We start from the raw sequence: 23,065 nt of genomic DNA on the forward strand, positions 1-23,065 counted from the left end.
TTTTCCCGCTATGGTTCGTATCGGCTTAGCCGATCAACATGACCGGGGGACATGACACGACCTCTCTGGTCGTGACCTAGCTAGTGGGCGGTTCCCATGTCTTACGTAATTGCGTCGCCGGACGTGCTGTCGGGCGCGGCTTCGAATCTGACGGGCCTCGGGGCCGCGCTGGAACGCGCCAACGCGGCCGCGGCGTCCTCCACCACCGAGTTGCTCGCGGCGGCACAAGACGAGGTGTCGGCCGCGATCGCCGCGCTGTTCGGCAGCCACGGCCAGGCCTACCAGACCGTCAGTGCGGAAGCGGCCGCCTTCCACGCCCGGTTCATCCAGGCCCTGTCGTCGGGCGCCAGCGCTTACACCGCGGCGGAGGCCGCCGCCGCGTCGCCGCTGCAGCCCCTGATCGACCTGATCAACCTGCCCACCGAGACACTGTTCGGCCGGCCTCTCATCGGTGACGGAGCCGACGGGCTCGACGGGACCGGCGCGGCGGGCAAGCCCGGCGGCTACCTGTACGGCAACGGCGGAAAAGGCGGCTCGGGTGCGCCCGGCTCAGCGGGCGGAGCCGGTGGTTCAGCCGGACTGATCGGTCATGGCGGCGCCGGAGGCGCCGGCGGGAACTCGGCGACCGGCGCCGGCGGAGCCGGCGGGGCCGGCGGCAACGGCGGTTGGTTGTACGGCAACGGCGGCGCCGGCGGCGCCGGTGGCAACAACACCGGCGGCGTGGGCACCGGCGGCCTCGGCGGGGTCGGTGGCACCGCCCGGCTGATCGGCAGCGGCGGAGCCGGCGGGGCCGGCGGATCCAGCGTCAGTGCCGACGGTGCGATCGGCGCCGCCGGTGGTGGCGGCGGTCTGCTGTACGGCAACGGCGGGGCCGGCGGGGCCGGCGGCAGCGCCACGGGCAACGGTGCCGGTGGCGCCGGTGGCGCCGGAGCCAACGCCGGGTTGTTCGGAAACGCCGGATTCGGCGGCGACGGCGGTGACGGCACCCTGCTCGGCGCGGGCGGCGCGGGCGGGTCCGGCGGCAACGCCGTGCTGGGCATCGCGGGTTCGGGCGGAGCGGGCGGTGACGCCGCCGGCACCGGAGCCGGCGGAGCCGGCGGTATCGGCGGCAATGCCTGGCTGGTGGGCCTGGGCGGGCACGGCGGAGCGGGCGGAACCAGCGCGGGCGCCGACGCCGGCGCCGGTGGTTCCGGTGGTGCCGCAGCACTGATCGGTTACGGCGGCAACGGCGGGGCCGGCGGCAGCAGCTCGGGCGGCTTCGGTGGCGCCGGGGGCGCGGGCGCCGCCGGTGGCCTGTTGATCGGCAGCGGCGGGGTGGGCGGCAACGGCGGTGCCAACCTGGGCGGCAGCGGCGCCGGTGGAGCCGGCGGGGCCGGCGGCAACGCCTGGCTGCTGGGTGAGGGAGGCTCCGGCGGTTCCGGGGCCGGCAGCGTGAGCGGGGTCGGTGGGGCGGGCGGCGCCGGAGCCAACGGCGGCGTCCTGATCGGCACCGGCGGGTCCGGCGGACACGGCGGATCGACGACATTCCTGAACGGCACCGCAGGCAACGGCGGTACTGCGGGTAACGCCTGGCTGTTCGGCCGGGGCGGCATCGGCGGCAGCGGCGGGAGCAGCACCAGCGGCCTCGGCGGCAACGGAGCGGGCGGCGGCAATGCCGGGTTCCTGCTCGGCAACGGCGGCGCCGGCGGCAACGGCGGGGCCGGCGGAGCGGGCGACGGCATCGGCGGCGGCGGCGGAAACTCCTGGCTGCTCGGCAACGGCGGCCACGGCGGTAACGGTGTGATCGGCGGCACCGCGGGCAGGGCCGGGTTCCTGATCGGCAACGGCGGCGACGGCGGCACCGCCCGTGCCGGCGCCAACGGCGGCCTGCTGTTCGGCGACGGCGGCAACGGCGGTAACGGCGGCGTCGAACTGCCCTCCGCCGGTGGTGCCGGCGGCCGGTCCTGGCTGCTGGGCAGCGGCGGCCACGGCGGGGCGGGCAGTGCCGGCGTCCTCGCCATCGCCGACGGCAACGGCTTCGCCGGCGGCAACGGCGGCGCGGCGGGACTGCTGTTCGGCTTCGGGGGTAACGGTGGCACCGGCGGCGCCGGGCTGGTCACCATCCCCGGTTCCGGCAACGGTGGCGCCGGTGGCGCCGGCGGTGACGCGGGATGGATCTGGGGTATCGGCGGCGACGGCGGCACGGGCGGCGCCGGCGGGACCGGCACCTTCCTCGCGACGGCCGGCCACGGTGGCGCGGGCGGCAACGGCGGCACCGCCCGCATCTTCGGCACCGGCGGCAACGGCGGCGCGGGCGGCAGCGGAGGCGACCACAACGTCAGCGCGGCCGGCGGCGACGGAGGTCAGGGCGGCAATGCCGGGGGTAGCGGATTCATCTACGGCAACGGTGCGTCCGGTGGTGCCGGCGGCGCAGGCGGGGCCGGCGGACCCGGCGCGACCGGCGGAACGGGCGGCAACGGCGGCGCAGGCGCATCGACGCTGCTGCTGGGCAACGGTGGTGGCGGCGGCGCCGGAGGCGCGGCAGGCGACGGAAGCAATGCCGCCGGTGCGGGTGCAGCCGGTGGCTACGGCGGCGCCGCAGGCAACAGCGGATTCATCTTCGGCAACGGCGGCGCCGGCGGCGTCGGCGGCGCCGGCGGCGACAATCTGAGCCCGCAGCCGGGTGGACCTGGCGGCAACGGCGGCGGCGGCGGTAGCGCCACCATCATCGGCAATGGCGGAAACGGTGGCGGCGGCGGCGCCGGTGGTATCGGCGCTCCGGTCGGGACCACCGGAACCGGTGGCGGCGGCGGCCGTGGCGGCATCTTCGGCCAGCCTGGGACCGCGGGATAGCTCCCCGATATCCAGCCTGCGTCGGAACTATCCGTAAACCGAAGGCAGGGTCGGTACCGCGCGTCATAGCAAACTCACATTTTGGTGCCCGCCCTGGGCCGTTAAGCGCCGTCTGGATGTCTCAAGTGTGGCCCAGACCACTTTTTAGAGACTATTTTGATGATTTACGCTGTTTTTGGACAAAAGTCAGTATGGTCTCAGGGTTTTACAGCTATCGTCCGTATCGGCCTGGCCGATCAGCATGACCTGGGGACATCAAAGGCGACCTCTTAGGTCGTGACCTAGCTAGTGGGCGGTTTCCCAATGTCATACGTAATTGCATCTCCGGATGTGCTCTCAGCCGCGGCTTCGGACCTCGCCGGTCTCGGGTCCACGCTGGAGCGCGCCAACGCGGCTGCGGCGGCCTCCACCACCCAGTTGCTGGCCGCGGCGCAAGACGAGGTGTCGACCGCAATCGCCGCGCTGTTCGGCAACCACGGGCAGGCCTATCAGACGGTCAGCGCCCAGGCCGCCGCGTTCCACAGCCAGTTCCTGCAGAGCCTGTCTTCGGGCGCAAGTGCATACGGCCTGGCCGAGGCCACCAACGCCGCGCCGCTGGCCGGGCTGGAGCAGGCGGTGCTCGGCGCAATCAACGCCCCCACGCAGATCTTTCTCGGTCGCCCGCTGATCGGTGACGGAGCTAACGGCAGTACTCCCGGTGCGGCCGGTGGCGCGGGCGGATTGCTGTACGGCAACGGCGGCTCCGGCGCCGCGGGCGCAGCCGGGCAGGCCGGCGGTGCGGGCGGTAGTGCCGGATTGATCGGCAACGGCGGGGCCGGCGGGGCCGGCGGTGCTTCGACGATCGGCAACGGCGGCGCCGGTGGTGCGGGCGGCAGCGGTGGCTGGCTGTACGGCAGCGGTGGTGTCGGTGGAGCCGGCGGCGCCAACCTCAACGCGCTGGGCACCGGCGGCGCCGGTGGCGCCGGCGGCCGGGCCTGGCTGATCGGCGCGGGCGGAACCGGCGGCGCCGGCGGAACCGGCGCGAACGGCGGCTGGGGCGCGGCCGGCGGCAACGGCGGCTACCTGTACGGCGACGGCGGGACTGGCGGGGCCGGTGGCGGCAACACCAGTCCGACCGGCGTCGGCGGGAGTGGCGGCCGCGGCGGCGACGCGTACTTGTTCAGCAACGGTGGAGCGGGCGGATCCGGCGGTGCCGGTCCGACCGTGGGCGGTCAGGCCGGGTTCGGCGGCCACGGCGGCCACGGCGGTCTGCTCACCGGCAGCGGCGGTGCCGGTGGTGCCGGCGGCATGGGTGCGACCGGCGGCGGCGGTGGAGCGGGCGGCGACGCAGGATGGCTGTCCGGCGGTTCGGGCGGCGCCGGCGGCGCCGGCGGCATCGGTCAGACGGGCAACGGAGGCCTGGGCGGGGCCGGGGGCTCCGGCGGGCTCTACGGCGCCGGCGGTGCGGGCGGTACCGGCGGTGCCGGCGCGGCGGTCGGCGGCACCGGTGGGCTGGGTGGTAACGCGGGCTGGCTGCTGGGCACCGGCGGCACCGGTGGCAGCGGCGGCGCCAGCGGCGCCGGCAACCCCGGCGGCACCGGCGGCGCCGGAGGCAACGGCGGATGGCTGTACGGCAACGGCGGGGTCGGCGGTAACGGCGCCAACGGCGGCGCGGGCTCGACCGGCATCAACGGTGGCACCGGGGGTAACGGCGGTGCGGGCGGCCGGGGCGGCCTGCTCTTCAGTGACGGCGGCAACGGCGGCAACGGCGGGGTCGGCGGCAAGGGCGGGATCGGTACCCAGGGCGCCAACGGGATCGACGGAACCTATCCCGGCGGCAACGGCACCGACGGCGGCGACGGCGGCATCGGCGCTATCGGCGGTAACGGCGGTAACGGTGGCGCGGGCGGCCGCGGTGGCCTGCTGTTCGGCGAGTCCGGCATCACCGGCCGTGGTGGGGCCGGCGGTGACGGCGGCACGGGCGGCATCGGCGGCAACGGCGGCAACGGCGCGGCGGGCAACGCCGCCAACCCCAACGGCGGCAACGGCGGCAATGGCGGCAACAACGGCGTCGGCGCCGCCGGCGGCACAGGCGGTTCCGGATCGGTCGTCGGGGCACACGGCAAGGCCGGCACCACGATCACCGGCACCGGGGGTAACGGTGGAAACGGTGGGGCCGGCTACGACGCGTCCCTGGGTTCGGTCGCCGGCGCCAGTGGCGGCAACGGCGGTAGCGGCGGCCACGGCGGCAATTACGGCAACGGCGGCGCCGGCGGGGCCGGCGGTAACGGTGCGGCCGGCAAGGCGGGCGTCAACGGGATCAACCCCGGCGACAGCGGCACCAGTGGCTTCGCCGGTGGGTCCGGCGGTAGCGGCGGTGCCGGCGGCAACGGCGGTTCCATCTCCGGCAACAGCGGTGCCGGCGGTGCCGGCGGTCACGGCGGCGCCGGTGGCGCCGGTGGCATCGGTGTCGACGGCAAGGACGGCGCGGCCGCGGGTCAGGCCGGCCAGTCCGGTGGCAGCGGTGGCGACGGCGGGTCCGGCGGCAGCGGTGGGGCCGGCGGCAAGGCCGGCACGGTGCTGGGCAAGGGCGTCACGGCCGCGTCGGGCGCCGGTGGCGCCGGTGGTGACGGTGGCGCGGCCGGGCGGCCCGGCGACGGCGGCGTGGGCGCGGGCGGGGACGCCAACCACATCGACGGCGCCGCGGGCGGCAAGGGCGGTAACGCCGGGACCGCGGGCGCGGGCGGCAGCGGCGGACAGAACGGCAGCGGTGCCGGCACCGGCGCCAAGGGCGCCGACGGCGCCGCGGTGGTCGGTCCGGCCGGCTCCGGTGGCGACGGCGGTGCGGGTTACAGCGCGACCGTGGCCGGTGCCAACGGCGGCAGCGGTGGCGCGGGCGGCGACGGCGGAAACATCGGTAACGGCGGTAACGGTGGCGCCGGGGGCAACGGCGCGGCAGGCGCCAACGGCATCACCGGTGTGAGCGCGGGCGACAGCGGCACCAATGGCCTGGCCGGCGGTAAGGGCGGCGACGGCGGTGCCGGTGGCGCGGCGGGCGGCGCGGGCACTCATGGCGGCGCCGGCGGAGCGGGCGGCCAGGGCGGCGGGGGCGGCAAGGGCGGCAGCGGTGTCGACGGCTCCGGTGGCATCGCCACCAACGGCGATGGCGGCGCCGGCAAGGCCGGCGGCAATGCCGGTAGCGGTGGCGCCGGCGGCGATGGCGGTAAAGGCGGCGCCGCGGGCGGAACCGGCCTCGGCGGTGCGGCCGGAACGGCCGGCAGCGGTGGTGCGGCGGGCAGCGGCGGCGACGCCGGTGTGGCAGGCAAGGGCGGCGCGGGCGCCGGCGGTGCGAACGGTGCGGCCGGGGTCAACAACGGCGCGGGCTACGCCGGCGGTGACGGTGGTGCCGGCGGTAAGGGCGGCGACGGCGGTAAGGGTGGCGTCGGCGGGGCGGCCGGCACTGGTCTCGGGGGCGGCGCGGGCGCCAACGGCAATGGTGGCGCGGCCAGCAGCGGCGGCGCCGGCGGCGCGGCCGGTAGCGGTGGCGCGGGTGTGGACGGCGCCAACGGCACGGCCGGAGTCAACAACGGCGCGGGTGTGGCCGGCGGTGACGGCGGTGCCGGCGGCAAGGGCGGCGCCGGCGGGACCGGCGGCACCGGTGGCCAGGCCGGTGGATCCGGCGCGACCGCGGGCGTTGACGGCAAGGGCGGCGCCGGCGGGCAGGGCGGCAACGCGGGCACGGCCGGCGACGGTGGTCGTGGCGCCGATGGCGTGACGGGCCTCGTCGACGGCGGGGCGGGCGGCAAGGGCGGCAACGCCGGCGCGGTGGGCGCCGGCGGCGCCGGTGGCATCGGTCCGGCCGGCACCGGCGCGACCGGCCTCAGCGGGCTGGGCGCCAACGGTGGCGACGGCGGCGCCGGCGGCAACGGTTTGGCCGGATCCAACGGGACCAACGGTGTGGGTGCCGGCGCCAGCGGCGGCAATGGTCAGGCCGGCGGCCGGGGCGGCGACGGTGGTGCCGGCGGCACGGCCAGCGGCTCGGGCACGCACGGCGGCGACGGCGGCGCCGGTGGCGTCGGCGGCACCGGCGGCAAGGGCGGCAGCGGTGTGGATGGCGGCAACGGGCAGCTCGGCAACGGCACCGGACAGAACGGCCAGGCCGGCGGCAACGCCGGTGCCGGCGGCGACGGTGGAGCCGGTGGTAAGGGTGGCGACGCGGGTAGCGGCGGCACCGGCGGCGGGTCCCAGGGCAACGCGGGTAGCGGCGGCGCCGCGGGTAGCGGCGGCGACGCGGGTACCGCGGGCAAGGGCGGTAACGGAGCCGGCGGCGCGAACGGCGTTGCCGGGGTCAACAACGGCGCCGGCTACGCCGGTGGCGACGGCGGAGCAGGCGGCAAGGGCGCCAACGGCGGTAACGGCGGCGCCGGTGGTCAGGCCGGTGCCGGCGGGGGCGGCAGCGCGGGCAAGGACGGCAACGGCGGTGCGGCCAGCAGCGGTGGCGCGGGTGGCGCTGCCGGTAGCGGTGGCGCCGGCGTCAACGGTGCCAACGGCACCGCCGGGGTCAACAACGGCGCCGGTGTCGCCGGCGGCGACGGCGGGGCCGGCGGCAAGGGCGGCGACGGTGGTGTCGGCGGGACGGGCGGCAAGGCCGGTGGTGGCACCGGTAGCGCCGGCGCCGACGGCTCCGGCGGCGCGGGCGGTCTCGGCGGCAACGCCGGCACCGCCGGTGACGGTGGCCGCGGTGCCGATGGCGTGACCGGCGCCATCGACGGTGGCGCAGGCGGTAAGGGCGGCAACGCCGGCGCGGTCGGCGCCGGTGGCGCCGGCGGCCTGGGGCTGGCCGGCAACGGCGCGAACGGGCTCGCGGGGTCCGGCGCGAACGGCGGTAACGGTGGTGCCGGCGGTAACGGTCTGAACGGTGTCAACGGCACCGACGGCGTCAATGCCGGTGACAGCGGCACCAACGGTCAGGCCGGCGGCAAGGGCGGCGACGGCGGTGCCGGTGGCACGGCCAGCGGCTCGGGCACCCACGGCGGCAGCGGTGGGGCCGGCGGTAAGGGTGGCCAGGGCGGCAAGGGCGGCAGCGGCGTCAACGGCGGCAACGGGGTTGCCACCGATGGCGCCGGGCAGGCCGGTCAGGCCGGCGGCAACGCCGGCAGCGGTGGTGACGGCGGAGCCGGCGGCAAGGGCGGCGATGCCGGCAGCGGCGGCACCGGCGGCGGCGTCGCAGGCACCGCGGGCAGCGGTGGTGATGCCGGTAGCGGCGGCGCGGCCGGAATCGCCGGCAAGGGCGGCATCGGTGCCCACGGTCACGACGGCACCGCCGGGGTCAACAGCGGCGCCGGCTACGCCGGCGGCGACGGTGGAGCAGGCGGCAAGGGCGCCAACGGCGGTAACGGCGGCGCCGGTGGTCAGGCGGGTACGGGCGCCGGCGGCAGCGCGGGCAAGGACGGCAACGGCGGCGCGGCCAGCAGTGGTGGCGCCGGCGGGGCGGCCGGGGCCGGTGGCGCCGGCGCCAACGGCGCCAACGGCACTGCCGGGGTCAACAACGGCGCCGGTGTCGCCGGCGGCGACGGCGGGGCCGGCGGCAAGGGCGGCGACGGCGGCACGGGCGGAACCGGCGGCAAGGCCGGCGGTGGCTCCGGCAGCGCGGGTACCGACGGCAAGGGCGGCGCGGGCGGTCTGGGCGGCAACGCCGGCATCGCCGGCGACGGTGGCCGCGGTGCCGACGGAGTGACGGGCGCCATCGACGGCGGGGCCGGCGGCAAGGGCGGCAACGCCGGGACGGTGGGCGCGGGCGGTGCCGGCGGCCTCGGTCCGGCCGGTAACGGTGCCAACGGAGTCGCGGGGGCCGGTGCGAACGGCGGCAACGGCGGTGCCGGCGGTAACGGTCTGAACGGTGTCAACGGCACCAACGGCATCAATGCCGGCGACAACGGCGGCAACGGCTTTGCCGGTGGCCGGGGTGGCGACGGCGGTGCCGGCGGCACGGCCAGCGGAGCGGGTACCCACGGCGGCGCCGGCGGCGCCGGCGGCCAGGGTGGCACCGGCGGCAAGGGCGGCTCCGGTCTCAACGGCGGCAACGCGGTGGCCGGAGAAGACGCGTACGGCACCGGTATCGGCGGGGGCCAGGCCGGCGGCAACGCCGGGGCCGGCGGTGACGGCGGTGCCGGCGGTAAGGGCGGTGACGCCGGAAGCGGCGGCACCGGCGGCGGTGTCGCGGGCATTGCGGGCAGCGGCGGCGCGGCCGGTAGCGGTGGCGCGGCAGGTACCGCGGGCAAGGGCGGCAACGGCGCGAGCGGCGCCAACGGGGTGGCCGGAGTCAACAACGGTGCCGGTTACGCCGGTGGTGACGGCGGGGCCGGCGGTAACGGCGCCAACGGCGGTAACGGCGGCGCCGGTGGTCAGGCCGGCGCGGGCGCCGGCGGCAGCGCGGGCAAGGACGGCAACGGCGGCGCGGCCAGCAACGGCGGCGCCGGCGGCGCGGCCGGCAAGGGCGGCGCCGGTGTCACCGGCGCCAACGGGGTGGCCGGTGTGAACAACGGCGCCGGTGTCGCCGGTGGTGACGGTGGGGCCGGTGGCAAGGGTGGCGCCGGCGGCACGGGCGGAACCGGCGGCAAGGCCGGCGGCCTCACCGGCAGCGCCGGCGCCGACGGCTTCGGCGGGGCCGGCGGCAAGGGCGGCAACGCCGGCACGGCCGGCGACGGCGGCCGCGGCGCCGACGGGGTGACCGGGGCCATCGACGGCGGGGCCGGTGGCAAGGGCGGCAACGCCGGCGCGGTGGGCCAGGGCGGCACCGGTGGTGCCGGCGCAGCGGGCAAGGGCGCGGACGGCCTGGGCGGCTCCGGTGCCAACGGCGGTAACGGTGGTGCCGGCGGTAACGGTCTGGCAGGGGCGAACGGCACCGACGGCGTCAACGCCGGCGACAGCGGCACTAACGCTCAGGCCGGCGGCAAGGGCGGCGACGGCGGTGCCGGTGGCACGGCCAGCGGCTCGGGCACCCACGGCGGCAACGGTGGCGCGGGTGGCGTCGGCGGAACCGGCGGCAAGGGCGGCTCGGGCATCAGCGGTGCCCTCGGGCAGGTCACCAACGGTGCCGGCGGCAACGGCCAGGCCGGCGGCAACGCCGGGGCCGGCGGTGACGGCGGCGCAGGCGGTAGGGGCGGTGACGCCGGCAGCGGTGGCACCGGTGGCGGTGTCGCGGGCAACGCGGGCAGCGGCGGCGCGGCCGGTAGCGGTGGCGCGGCAGGTACCGCGGGCAAGGGCGGCAACGGCGCGAGCGGCGCCAACGGGGTGGCCGGAGTCAACAACGGTTCCGGTTACGCCGGTGGTGACGGCGGCGCGGGCGGTGCCGGCGCCAACGGCGGCAAGGGCGGCGCCGGCGGCGCGGCCGGTGTGGGCGCCGGTGCCAGTGCAGGCGCCAACGGCAACGGCGGCGCGGCCAGCAACGGCGGCGCGGGCGGCGCAGCGGGCTCCGGCGGTGCCGGTATCACCGGCGCGAATGGAGTGGCCGGAATCAACGCGGGCGCCGGCCAGGCCGGTGGCGACGGCGGCGCCGGCGGCAAGGGCGGTGCCGGTGGCACCGGTGGCACCGGCGGTCAGGCCGGCGGTGCCGGCGCCACCGCGGGCGCCGACGGCAAGGGCGGCGCAGGCGGTCAGGGCGGCAACGCCGGCGTAGCCGGTGACGGTGGCCGCGGCGCCGACGGCACCAGCACATTCGTCGACGGCGGAGCCGGCGGCAAGGGTGGTAGCGCGGGCGCGGTCGGCGCCGGCGGGACCGGCGGTTCCGGACCTGCGGGCAAGGGCGCGGACGGCCTGGGCGGCTCCGGTGCCAACGGCGGTGACGGCGGCGCCGGCGGTAACGGCGCGGCCGGGGCCAACGGCGAGAACGGCGTCAACGCCGGCGCCAATGGCACCAACGGTCAGGCCGGCGGCAAGGGCGGCGACGGCGGCGCGGGCGGCGCGGCCAGCGGCTCGGGCACGCACGGCGGTAACGGCGGGGCCGGTGGTATCGGCGGGACCGGCGGCAAGGGCGGCTCGGGTGTCGACGGCAACAACGGCATCGCCAGCGCCGGCGCCAGCGGCAACGGCCAGGCCGGCGGCAACGCGGGCAGCGGTGGCGACGGCGGCGCCGGCGGTAGGGGCGGTGACGCCGGCAGCGGTGGCACCGGCGGCGGTGTCGCGGGCAACGCGGGCAGCGGCGGCGCGGCCGGTAGCGGTGGCGCCGCAGGCAGCGCGGGCAAGGGCGGCGCAGGCGCCGTCGGTCACGACGGCATCTCCGGGCTCAACAACGGCGCCGGCTATGCCGGTGGTGACGGCGGCGCGGGCGGTGCCGGCGCCAACGGCGGTAAGGGCGGCGCCGGCGGCGCGGCCGGTGTGGGCGCCGGCGCCAGCGCAGGCGCCAACGGCAACGGCGGCGCGGCCAGCAACGGCGGCGCGGGCGGCGCAGCGGGCTCCGGCGGTGCCGGTATCACCGGCGCCAACGGAGTGGCCGGAATCAACGCGGGCGCCGGCCAGGCCGGTGGCGACGGCGGCGCCGGCGGCAAGGGCGGCGCCGGTGGCACCGGCGGCACCGGCGGTCAGGCCGGCGGTGCCGGCGCCACCGCGGGCGCCGACGGCAAGGGCGGCGCAGGCGGTCAGGGCGGCAACGCCGGCGTAGCCGGTGACGGTGGCCGCGGCGCCGACGGCACCAGCACATTCGTCGACGGCGGAGCCGGCGGCAAGGGTGGTAGCGCGGGCGCGGTCGGCGCCGGCGGGACCGGCGGTTCCGGACCTGCGGGCAAGGGCGCGGACGGCCTGGGCGGCTCCGGTGCCAACGGCGGTGACGGCGGCGCCGGCGGTAACGGCGCGGCCGGGGCCAACGGCGAGAACGGCGTCAACGCCGGCGCCAATGGCACCAACGGTCAGGCCGGCGGCAAGGGCGGCGACGGCGGCGCGGGCGGTACGGCCAGCGGCGTCGGCACCCAGGGCGGCGACGGCGGGGCCGGTGGTATCGGCGGGACCGGCGGCAAGGGCGGCTCGGGTGTCGACGGCAACAACGGCATCGCCAGCACCGGCGCCGGCGGAAACGGCCAGGCCGGCGGCAACGCCGGGGCCGGTGGCGACGGCGGCGCCGGCGGTAAGGGCGGCGCGGCCGGCAGCGGTCCCACCGCCGGCAAGGCCGGCGATGGCGGAGCGGCCGGCAGCGGTGGCGCGGCAGGCACGGCGGGCAAGGGCGGCGCGGGCGCCGTCGGCCACGACGGCATCTCCGGGATCAACAGCGGCGCCGGCTATGCCGGCGGTGACGGCGGCGCGGGCGGCAACGGCGCCAACGGCGGCAATGGCGGCGTCGGCGGCGCCGCCGGCACCGGCACCGGCGGCAAGGCGGGCGCGAACGGCAACGGCGGAGCCGCCAGCAGCGGTGCCGCCGGTGGAGCGGCCGGCAGCGGTGGTGCCGGTATCACCGGCGCCAACGGTCAGGCCGGCGTGAACGCCGGCGCGGCTCAGGCCGGCGGTAGCGGCGGCGCCGGCGGCAAGGGCGGCGACGGCGGCACAGGTGGCACCGGCGGTAAGGCCGGTGGCGCCGGCGCCACTGCGGGCGCCAACGGCAAGGGCGGCGACGGCGGTCAGGGCGGTAACGCCGGCACGGCCGGCGATGGTGGCCGTGGCGCCGACGGCACCAGTGCGTTCACCGACGGCGGAGCCGGCGGCAAGGGCGGCGATGCCGGCGCGATCGGCGCCGGCGGCAAGGGCGGCAGCGGGCTGGCCGGCAACGGCACCACCGGCGCCGACGGCACCGGGGCCAATGGCGGCAAGGGCGGCGACGGCGGTAACGGCGCAGCCGGCGCTGCCGGCAAGAACGGCGTCAACGCCGGCGACAGCGGCGCCAACGGTTCGGCCGGCGGCAAGGGCGGCGACGCTGGTGCCGGCGGCACGGCCAGCGGCAAGGGCGTCGGCGGCACCGGCGGGCAGGGCGGCACCGGCGGTACCGGTGGCTCCGGCGGCTCCGGCGTCGACGGCGGTAATGGCGTGGCCGGCGTCAACAGCGGCGCGGGCCAGGCCGGCGGCAACGCCGGTGCCGGCGGCACCGGCGGTGCCGGCGGTCGAGGCGGCGATGCCGGCGGCGCAGGCACCGGTGGCGGCACGGCGGGCAAGGCAGGCAGCGGCGGCGCCGCCGGGTCCGGTGGCGACGCGGGCCTCGCCGGCAAGGGCGGCATCGGCGCTGCCGGCGCCAATGGTCTGGCCGGAGTGAACGGTGGAGCCGGCACCGCCGGCGGCAACGGCGGTTCTGGCGGTAACGGCGCCAATGGCGGCAACGGCGGCGCCGGCGGCGCGGCCGGCACCGGGACCGGCGGGACCGCGGGCGCCAACGGCAGCGGCGGCGCGGCCAGCAGTGGCGGTGCAGGCGGCGCGGCCGGCAACGGTGGCGCCGGAGTCAACGGCGCCAACGGCGTGGCCGGCGTCAACAGCGGAGCCGGCGTGGCCGGTGGCGACGGTGGTGCCGGCGGCAAGGGCGGGGCCGGCGGGACCGGTGGCACCGGCGGGTCGGCCGGTGGCGCCGGGGCGACGGCCGGCGCCAACGGCAAAGGCGGCAACGGCGGTCAGGGCGGCAACGCCGGCACTGCCGGTGACGGCGGCCGCGGCGCCGACGGCACCAGCGCGTTCGTCGACGGCGGCGCAGGCGGCAAGGGCGGCAACGCGGGCGCGGTAGGCCTCGGCGGTACGGCGGGTAGCGGCGCGGGTGGCAGCGGCACCAATGGAGCCGGCGGCTCTGGGGCCAATGGTGGTCGCGGCGGTGCCGGCGGTAACGGCGCGGCCGGCGCCAACGGCAGCAACGGCGTCAACCCCGGCGACAGCGGCACCAACGGTCAGGCCGGCGGTAAGGGCGGCGACGGCGGTGCCGGCGGTACGGCCAGCGGCGTCGGGACCACCACCGGCAACGGTGGGGCCGGCGGCCAGGGTGGCGCCGGCGGAACGGGTGGCTCCGGCGTCGCCGGTGCCAGCGGCACGACGACCACCGGAATCGGTAACGCCGGACAGGCCGGCGGCAACGCCGGCGCCGGCGGCGCGGGCGGCGCGGGTGGCGCCGGCGGTGCAGCCGGAACGCCGGGCACGGGTATCGCCAAGGGCATCTCCGGCAACGGCGGCTCGGGCGGTAACGGCGGAGCTGCCGGGACGGCCGGCGCGGGTGGCGCCGGGGCCAACGGCGCGAACGGCGTCTCCGGCGTCAACAACGGTGCCGGCTACGCAGGCGGTAATGGCGGCGCCGGCGGTAACGGCGCTGCGGGCGGCAAGGGCGGCAACGCCGGCGCGGCCGGCGGCACCGGAGCCAGCGCAGGCAATAACGGCAGTGGCGGCGCCGGCAGCAACGGTGGCGCCGGCGGCGCGGCCGGATCGGGCGGCACCGGCATCACCGGCGCCAACGGACTGGCCGACTCCAGCAAGTACGGCAACGGCATCGGCGGCGGCCAGGCCGGCGGCGACGGCGGTGCCGGTGGCACCGGCGGCAAGGGCGGCGCCGGCGGTGGCGGCGGAGCTGCCGGCACGGGTGGTAGCGGCGGTTCCGCGGGCGCCAACGGCAGCGGCGGCGCCGGCGGCAAGGGCGGCAACTCCGGCGCGGCCGGCAGCGGCGGCGACGGCGCGGGCGGCACCGCGACCAACCCCAACGGCGGCGCCGGCGGGGCCGGCGGTAACGCCGGGGCCACCGGCGCGGGTGGCGCCGGCGGCGCGGCGGGCAGCGGCGGCACGGGCGGCAGCAACGGCAGCACCGGCGGCACCGGCACCGGCGCCAACGGCGGCAACGGCGGCGCGGGCGGCAACGGTATCGCCGGCACAGCCGGCCCCAACGGCGTCAACGCGAACAACCCCAACGGCACCGACGGCACCGCAGGTGGCAACGGTGGGGCCGGTGGCGCCGGCGGTAAGGGCGCCGGCAGCGGCTTCAAGGGCGGCACCGGCGGCCTGGGCGGTAACGGCGGCGTCGGTGGCGCCGGCGGCAGCGGCATCGACGGCAGCAACGGCGTGGCCACCACCGGCATCGGCGGATCGGGCACGGCCGGCGGCAACGCCGGTAACGGCGGCGCCGGCGGCAGCGGCGGCGCGGGCGGCGCCGCGGGCGCGGCCAACGGCAGCGCCGGTGCGGGCACCGCGGGCAGCGGCGGCAACGCCGGCAAGGGTGGCAACGCGGGCACCGCCGGCAACGGCGGCAACGGCGCGGCGGGCGCCAACGGCACCTCGGGCTTCAACAACGGCGCCGGCTATGCCGGCGGCGACGGTGGCGCCGGCGGTAAGGGCGGCAACGGTGGCGCCGGTGGCACCGGCGGAGCGGCCGGTGCCACCAACGGCGGCACCGCGGGCACCGCGGGCACCAACGCCAATGGCGGCAACGCGAGCAACGGTGGCGCCGGTGGCGCGGCCGGAGCCGGCGGCACCGGTATCACCGGGGCCAACGGCGTCAGCGACCAGAACAACTACAACAACGGCATCGGCGGCGGCCAGGCCGGTGGCGACGGCGGCGCCGGTGGCACCGGTGGAGCCGGTGGAGCCGGCGGTAAGGGCGGAGCGGCCGGCGGAGCCGGGGCAACCGCAGGCACCAACGGCAACGGCGGCATCGGCGGCAAGGGCGGCAACGCCGGCACACCCGGCAGCGGCGGCAACGGTGCAGCCGGCACCAGCACCAACCCGAACGGCGGCGCGGGCGGCAACGGCGGCAACGCCGGTGCCGTCGGCAAGGGCGGTGCCGGTGGCACCAACGGCGGCGGTGGCACCGCGGCCAGCGGCGCCAACGGCACCAACGTCACCGGTCCGGTCGGCAATGGTGGCAACGGCGGCAGCGGGTTCAACCCGCAGGCTGCCGGAGCCAGCGGCGGCAACGGCGGGGCCGGCGGTGACGGCGGCAACTACGGGAACGGCGGCAACGGCGGGGCCGGCGGCAACGGCGTGGCCGGCAACGACGGCAGCGCCGGGGTGAAGGCGGGCGACAGCGGCGGCAACGCGCAGGCCGGTGGATCCGGCGGCGACGGTGGCCGCGGCGGCAAGGCCGGGGTGAACTTCGGCAACGGCGGCGCCGGCGGGGCCGGCGGCAGCGGTGGCAACGGTGGCAACGGCGGGACGGGTCAGGACGGCGCAGCCGGTGTGGCCGGCGTCAACAACGGCGCCGGCGGCGCGGGCGGCAACGGAGGCAACGGCGCCAGCGGCGGCAACGGCGGCAACGGCGGGGTCGGCGGCACCTCGACGAAGGGCAGCGCCGGCGCCTCCGGCGCCGGTGGCAACGCCGGCAACGGCGGCAATGCCGGAACGCCGGGCAACGGCGGCATCGGCGCCGCGGGCACCGCGACCAACCCGAACGGTGGCGCCGGCGGTAACGGCGGCAACGTGGGCACCGTGGGCGCCGGCGGAACCGGCGGCAGCAACGGCAACGGCATCGGCACCGGCAAGTACGGGATCGACGGCGCGACGCCGCTGACACCGGTCGGCAACGGCGGCGCCGGCGGCGCCGGATTCACCTCGACGGCTGCCGGAGCCAACGGCGGCGACGGCGGTGCCGGCGGCAAGGGCGGCAACTACGGCAGCGGCGGCGCCGGCGGCGACGGCGGTAACGGCGTGGCGGGCGCGGTCGGCAAGGACGGCGTCAGCCCGGGTGAAAACGGCGGCACGGGCCAGGCCGGCGGCGCCGGCGGCAAGGGTGGCGCCGGTGGCGACGCCGGCACCAATCTCGGTGACGGTGGCGCCGGCGGCAACGGCGGGACCGGAGCCAACGGCGGCACCGGCGGCACTGGTCACGACGGCGCCAACGGCGTCTCCGGCCTCGACGAGTACGGCAACGGCAAGGGCGGCGGCCAGAACGGCGGCAACGGCGGCAACGGTGGTGTGGGCGGCAACGGTGGCGCCGGCGGCGCCGGCGGCAAGGCCGGCCTGTACGGCACCGCCGGCACGGTCGGCAACGGCGGCAACGCCGGCAACGGCGGTGCCGCGGGCGCGTCGGGCAGCGGCGGCAACGGCGCGGCCGGCATCGCCGGCAGCACTGCCGGCGGCAACGGCGGCAACGGCGGCAAGGTCGGGACCGCGGGCGGCGGCGGAACCGGCGGCCTGGACGGCGGCGGCGACCCGAGCGGCGCGAACGGGACCGCGGGTGCCGCCTTCACCGGTCCGTCCGGCAACGGCGGTGACGGCGGCGTCGGCTACACCTGGGCGCCCAACGCCACCGACGCCAACGGCGACGGCCTGGCCGGCGGCGCAGGCGGCCAGGGCGGTAGCGGCGGCAGCAACGGCAACGGCGGCAAGGGCGGCGCCGGCGGTAGCGGCTCCAACGGTGCCAACGGCATCAACGGGTCCAACACCGGCGACTCCGGAACCAACGGCGGCAAGGGCGGCGCCGGCGGCGCCGGCGGCGCGGGCGGCGCGGGCGGCAACACCATTGGAAACGGCGGTGACGGCGGAGTCGGCGGCAATGCCGGCAGCGGCGGCAACGGCGGCAACGGCGTCGACGGTCACGACGGCGTGGCCAACTCGAACAAGTACGGCACCGGCATCGGCGGCGGCCAGAACGGCGGCAACGGCGGCACCGGCGGCCTGGGCGGCGACGGCGGCACCGGCGGCAAGGGCGGCACCAGCGGACCTAACGGTGTGGCGGGCGCGGGCGCGGCCGGCGGCAATGCGGGTAACGGCGGCAACGGCGGCCTGCAGGGCAACGGCGGTAACGGCGCGGCCGGTACGGCGGCCAACCCCGACGGCGGGGCCGGCGGCAAGGGCGGCAACCCGGGCACCGGCGTGAGCGGCGGCACCGGTGGTGCCGGCGGCGCCAACGGCAGCGGTTCGGGCTCCGGCGCCAAGGGTGCCAACGGCAGCGGCGGCAGCACCCCGACCGGCGTCGGCGGCAACGGCGGTAACGGCGGCGACGGCTACAACGCCACCACGCCCGGCGCCAACGGCGGCAAGGGCGGTGCCGGTGGCGACGGCGGCCTCTACGGCGACGGCGGCACCGGCGGCAACGGCGGCAACGGCGCGGCCGGCAAGGCAGGCGCCAACGGCACCATCGACGATCCCAACGGCGCCAACGGCCAGACCGGTGGCAGCGGCGGGGCCGGCGGAGACGGCGGCAACAGCGGCACCCTGAACGGCAAGGGCGGCGCGGGCGGAAACGCCGGCAAGGGCGCGGCCGGCGGCGCCGGTGGCAACGGCCTCAACACCAACGTCGGCGAGGGCGGCAACGCCGGCAACGGCGGCGACGGCGGACTCGGCGCGGCCGGCGGCAAGGGCGGCAACGGCTACCTGGGCGGTGGCAAGGGCGGCGACGGCAGCGACCCCGGCGCCGGCGGCAGCGCCGGCACGCCCGGCACCGGCCCCGGCGGCAGCGGCTCCAACGGCAAGGCCGGCACCACTCCCACCAGCCCGACCGGCAACGGCGGTAACGGCGGCAACGCCTTCGGCGTCCCGGGTGCCGGACAGACCGGCTACGCCGGCGGCGACGGCGGCAACGCGGGGGCCTACGGCAATGGCGGCAACGGCGGGGACGGGTTCACCGGTGGCACCGGGGTGACCGGCACCACCGGCCCGACCGGCGGCACCGGCGGCGTCGGCGGTACCGGCGGCGACGGCGGCGCGGCCGGCAAGGGCGGCAACGGCGGCACCATCGCCGGCAACAGCGGCAACGGCGGCAAGGGCGGCGACGGCGGAGCCGGCGGCGTCGGCGGCAAGGGCGGCGCCGGTGACCCCAACTTCGTTATCAACGGCGGCAACGGTGGCAACGCCGGCAACGGCGGCACCGGCGGCAAGGGCGCCGCGGGCGGCAACGCCGGCACCGTCACCAACGGCACCGTCGGCAACGGCGGCAACGCCGGCAACGGCGGGGTCGGCGGCGTCAGCGGTATCGGCGGCACCGGCGCGGCCGGCACCGCGGCACACCCGACCGGCGGCAACGGCGGCAACGGCGCCAACCCGGGCAGCGGCGGCACCGGCGGCACCGGCGGCACCGGCCTGAACCCCGGCGGCAACGGCAGCACCGGCGCCACCCCCACCACCATCGCCGGCAACGGCGGCACCGGTGGCGCGGGCTGGAATTCCACCGACCCGACCAAGGCCGGCGGTGACGGCGGCGCCGGCGGTAACGCCGGGCAGTACGGCACCGGTGGCACCGGCGGCAAGGGCGGCAGCGGCGCCAAGGGCATCACCGGCACCGACGGCAACGCGCCCGGCGTGGACGGCGGCAACGGTGGCAACGCCAGCGCCGGCGGCAACGGCGGCAAGGGCGGTCTCGGCGGCACCATCGGCGGCGACGGCGGCGCCGGCGGTGCCGCGGGTGACGGCGGCGACGGCGGAACCGGCGGCAACGGCGGCAACGGCATCAACGGCGGCAACGGCGGCAAGGGCGGTGGCGGCGGCAACGGCGGCGCCGGTGGCAAGGGCGGCGAAGGCGGTCAGCCCTCCGCCCCCGGCTATAAGGCAGGCAACGGCGGCGCCGGCGGCAACGGCGGTAACACCGGGGTCGGCGGCAACGGCGGCGACGGCGGCAACGGCACCTACGCCAACCCCAACGGCGGCAAGGGCGGTGACGGCGGCACCATCGGCACCGGCGGCGCACTCGGCAAGGGCGGCACCGGCTTCACCAACGGGGCCGACGGCAAGGCCGGCTCCGTCCCGGCCGGCACCGCCGGTAACGGCGGCAAGGGCGGCACCGGGTTCAGCTACAACCCGCTGACCGACCCGGGCAAGAACGGCGGCAACGGCGGAGCCGGCGGCAACGGCGGCACGATCGGCAACGGCGGCCAGGGTGGCGCCGGCGGCAACGGCACGGCCGGCAAAGCCGGTGTCAACGGCGTCCTGCCCGGCAGCAGCGGCACCAGCGGCCAGGCCGGTGGTTCCGGCGGCAGCGGCGGCGCCGGCGGTAACAGCGGCACCCTGGCCGGCAACGCCGGCAGCGGCGGCGCGGCCGGCAACGGCGCGGCCGGCGGCAGGGGCGGTAACGGCGTGAACGGCCGGTCCGGCCTGCCGGGCGTCAACAGCGGCGCCGGCCAGGCCGGCGGCAACGGCGGCGACGGTGGCAACGGCGGCGCCGGCGGCAACGGCGGCACGGCCGGTGCGCTGCTCAACGGCAGCGGCCTCGCAGGCACCGACGGCACCGGCGGCAACGGCGCCAACGGCGGCAGGGCCGGCACGCCCGGTAACGGCGGCACCGGCGCGGCCGGCACCGTCGGCAACCCCAACGGCGGCAACGGCGGCAACGGCGGCAACGCGGGCAAGGCCGGGACCGGCGGCAGCGGCGGCACCGGATCCACGCCCGGCACCAGCGGCACCAACGGCGCCTCGGTCACCGGGCCGGCCGGTAACGGCGGCCAGGGCGGGGCCGGCTACAACCCGCTGACCAGGGGAGCCAGCGGCGGCAACGGCGGCAACGGCGGCGACGGCGGCAACATCGGCAACGGCGGAAACGGCGGGGCCGGAGGCAACGGGGTCGACAGCATCCTGAACGGCGCCAACGGCACCAAGTCCGGCGACTCCGGCGGCAACGGCCGCGCCGGGGGCTCCGGTGGCGCCGGTGGGGCCGGCGGCAAGGGCGGCTCCATCTCCGGCAACGGCGGCCAGGGTGGCGCCGGCGGCAACGGCGGCAACGGCACCGCGGGCGGCAACGGCGTGTCCGGCGGCAACGGTGTCGCCGACGTCGACCAATACGGCACCGGCATCGGCAGCGCCCAGAACGGTGGCAACGGCGGCGTCGGCGGCGCCGGCGGCAACGGTGGCAACGGCGGCGTCGGCGGCAAGGCCCAGGGCGTCGGAACCGATGGCAGCGACGGCACCGGCGGCAACGGCGGCAACGGCGGCAAGGCCGGCACCCCCGGTGACGGCGGTAAGGGCGCCGACGGCACCGTGACCAACCCCAACGGCGGTAACGGCGGCAACGGCGGAAACGAGACCGCGGGCAAGGGCGGCACCGGCGGCACCTCCAACACCAAGGCGGGCACGGCCGGCACCGACGGCGGCACCGTCGGCGGCGCCACCGGCAATGGCGGCGCCGGCGGCAACGGCTACAGCCAGACCGTCGCCAACCCCGGCACGGCCGGTGGCAACGGTGGTGCCGGCGGCAGCGGCGGCAACCACGGTAACGGCGGCGCGGGCGGCAACGGCGGCAACGGGTCGGCCGGCACCGCCGGTACGGCGGGCGTCGGAGCGGGCGCGAGCGGCACCGACGGCACCGCCGGCGGCGCGGGCGGCAGCGGTGGCGCCGGTGGTAACGGCGGTACCGATTTCGGTAACGGCGGCAAGGGCGGCAACGGCGGCATCGGCGCCGCCGGCGGCAACGGCGGTGACGGCGTGGCCGGCTCGGCCGGGGTGGCGGGCGTCAACAACGGTGCCGGCCAGAACGGCGGCAACGGTGGCACCGGCGGCGCAGGCGGCAACGGCGGCTCCGCGGGACTCGGCGGCAAGGCGCTCGGCACCGGCACCAACGGCACCGACGGCAACGGCGGCAACGGCGGCAACGGCGGCAAGGCCGGCACCCCGGGCGACGGCGGCAAGGGTGCCGACGGCACCGCGGCCAACCCCAACGGCGGCAAGGGCGGCGACGGCGGCGCCGCGATCGTCGGCAAGGGCGGCACCGGCGGCTCCAACAGCGGCGGCAGCGGCACCACCGGTAGCAACGGCAGCGACGGCGCCGGGTTCGTCAGCCCGGTCGGCAACGGCGGCAACGGCGGTAACGGCTTCACCCAGACCAGCACCGCGGGCGCCAACGGCGGCAGCGGCGGCGCCGGCGGCAACGGTGGGACCTACGGCAACGGTGGTACGGGCGGCAACGGCGGCAACGGCTTCGCCGGGTCGAACGGCGGCAGCAATGTCAACGGTCAGGCCGGTGGCAGCGGTGGCGCTGCGGGAGCCGGCGGTAACGGCGGCACCATCTCCGGAAACGGCGGAGCCGGCGGCATCGGCGGTAACGGCGCCAATGGTGGCACCGGCGGCAACGGCACCAACGGCACCACCGGCGTCCAGGGCGTCAACAACGGAGCCGGCACCAACGGCACCAACGGTGCGACCGGCGGCGCGGGTGGTAACGGCGGCGCCGGCGGCATGGGTGGTACCGCCCTGGGCACCGGCACCAACGGCGCCATCGGTGCCGGCGGCAACGGCGGCAACGGCGGCAACGGCGGCACCGCCGGGGCCGGCGGCAACGGTGCGGCGGGCACCTTCGCCAACCCCGACGGTGGCCGGGGCGGTGACGGCGGCAATGCCGGCGCCGGCGGCGCGGCCGGCAAGGGCGGCCTGAACGGCAACGGCAGTGGCGCGGGCACCAATGGCACGGCCGGCACCACGCCCAACACCCAGACCGGCAACGGCGGGAACGGTGGCGCGGGCTTCAGCTACAACGCGGCCACCGATCCCGGCAAGGCCGGCGGCAACGGCGGCGCCGGTGGCAACGCCGGCCAGTACGGCACCGGCGGCAACGGCGGCAACGGTGGCAACGGCACCGCGGGCACGGCCGGCACGGCCGGCGTCAACCCGGGCGACGACGGCACGATCGGCCAGGCCGGTGGAGCCGGTGGGCAGGGCGGGGCAGGCGGCCTCGGCGGCACCGTCGCCGGCAACGGCGGCACCGGCGGCAACGGCGGCACCGGTGGCAACGGCGGCGCGGGCGGCAACGGCGCGGCCGGTGACCCCACCTTCGGTGTGAACAACGGCGCCGGCGGTAAGGGCGCCAACGGCGGGGCCGGCGGCGCGGGCGGATCGGCCGGCGCCGGCGGCAACGCCCTCGGTACCGGCAACGGCGGGGCCGGCGGCAACGGCGCCGCAGGCGGGACCGGCGGCGCGCCCGGAACGGGTGGCAATGGCGCAGCGGGTGACGCGGGCAACCCCGACGGTGGCAACGGCGGCAACAGCGGCACCGGCGGCAAGGGCGGCAGCGGCGGCGCCGGCGGCGACGGCGGCAAGGGCGGTGCCATCTCGGGCAATGGCGGTAAGGGCGGCAACGCCGGTAGCGGAGGCGCCGGCGGCAATGCCGGACTCGGCCAGACCGGCGGCCTGGGCGGCAACGGCGGCGGCGCCAACGGTAACGGCGGCAACGGCGGTAAGGGCCCCGACGGCGGCGACGGCGGCGACGCCGGCACCGTCGGTAACGGTGGCGCGGCCGGCGGTGGCGGCAGCGCCGGCGGCAACGGCAACGGCGGCAGCGGCGGCAGCGGCGGCAACGCCGGCAACGGCGGCAACGGCGGCGTCGGGGTCGGCGCAGGGTCACCCGGCAAGAGCGGCAACAACGGGAACAACGGCAAAGCCGGCAACTGACCGGCCCGGC

General features: G+C 78.8%; 2 protein-coding genes. Both read left to right on the top strand.

Annotation, left to right across the window (positions count from 1 at the left end; translation table 11 throughout):
* Positions 1-96 precede the first annotated feature (96 nt).
* Positions 97-2,832 carry a PE family protein gene (locus QXK92_RS17210; protein WP_306243156.1) on the top strand — a complete coding sequence of 912 codons (2,736 nt, stop codon included), beginning with the start codon at positions 97-99 and terminating at the stop codon, positions 2,830-2,832.
* A 303-nt stretch (positions 2,833-3,135) separates the two neighbouring features.
* Positions 3,136-23,055: a PE family protein gene (locus tag QXK92_RS17215; protein ID WP_306243159.1), complete on the top strand. Its 19,920-nt coding sequence runs from the start codon at positions 3,136-3,138 to the stop codon at positions 23,053-23,055.
* Positions 23,056-23,065: the final 10 nt, after the last annotated feature.

The organism is Mycobacterium sp. TY815 (assembly GCF_030755135.1).
GTDB lineage: Bacteria > Actinomycetota > Actinomycetes > Mycobacteriales > Mycobacteriaceae > Mycobacterium.

What these genes read in the sequence shown, in the direction of transcription:
- QXK92_RS17215 (WP_306243159.1), top strand. Translation starts at nt 3,136, where the DNA reads ATGTCATACGTAATTGCATCTCCGGATGTGCTCTCAGCCGCGGCTTCG.
- QXK92_RS17210 (WP_306243156.1), top strand. Translation starts at nt 97, where the DNA reads ATGTCTTACGTAATTGCGTCGCCGGACGTGCTGTCGGGCGCGGCTTCG.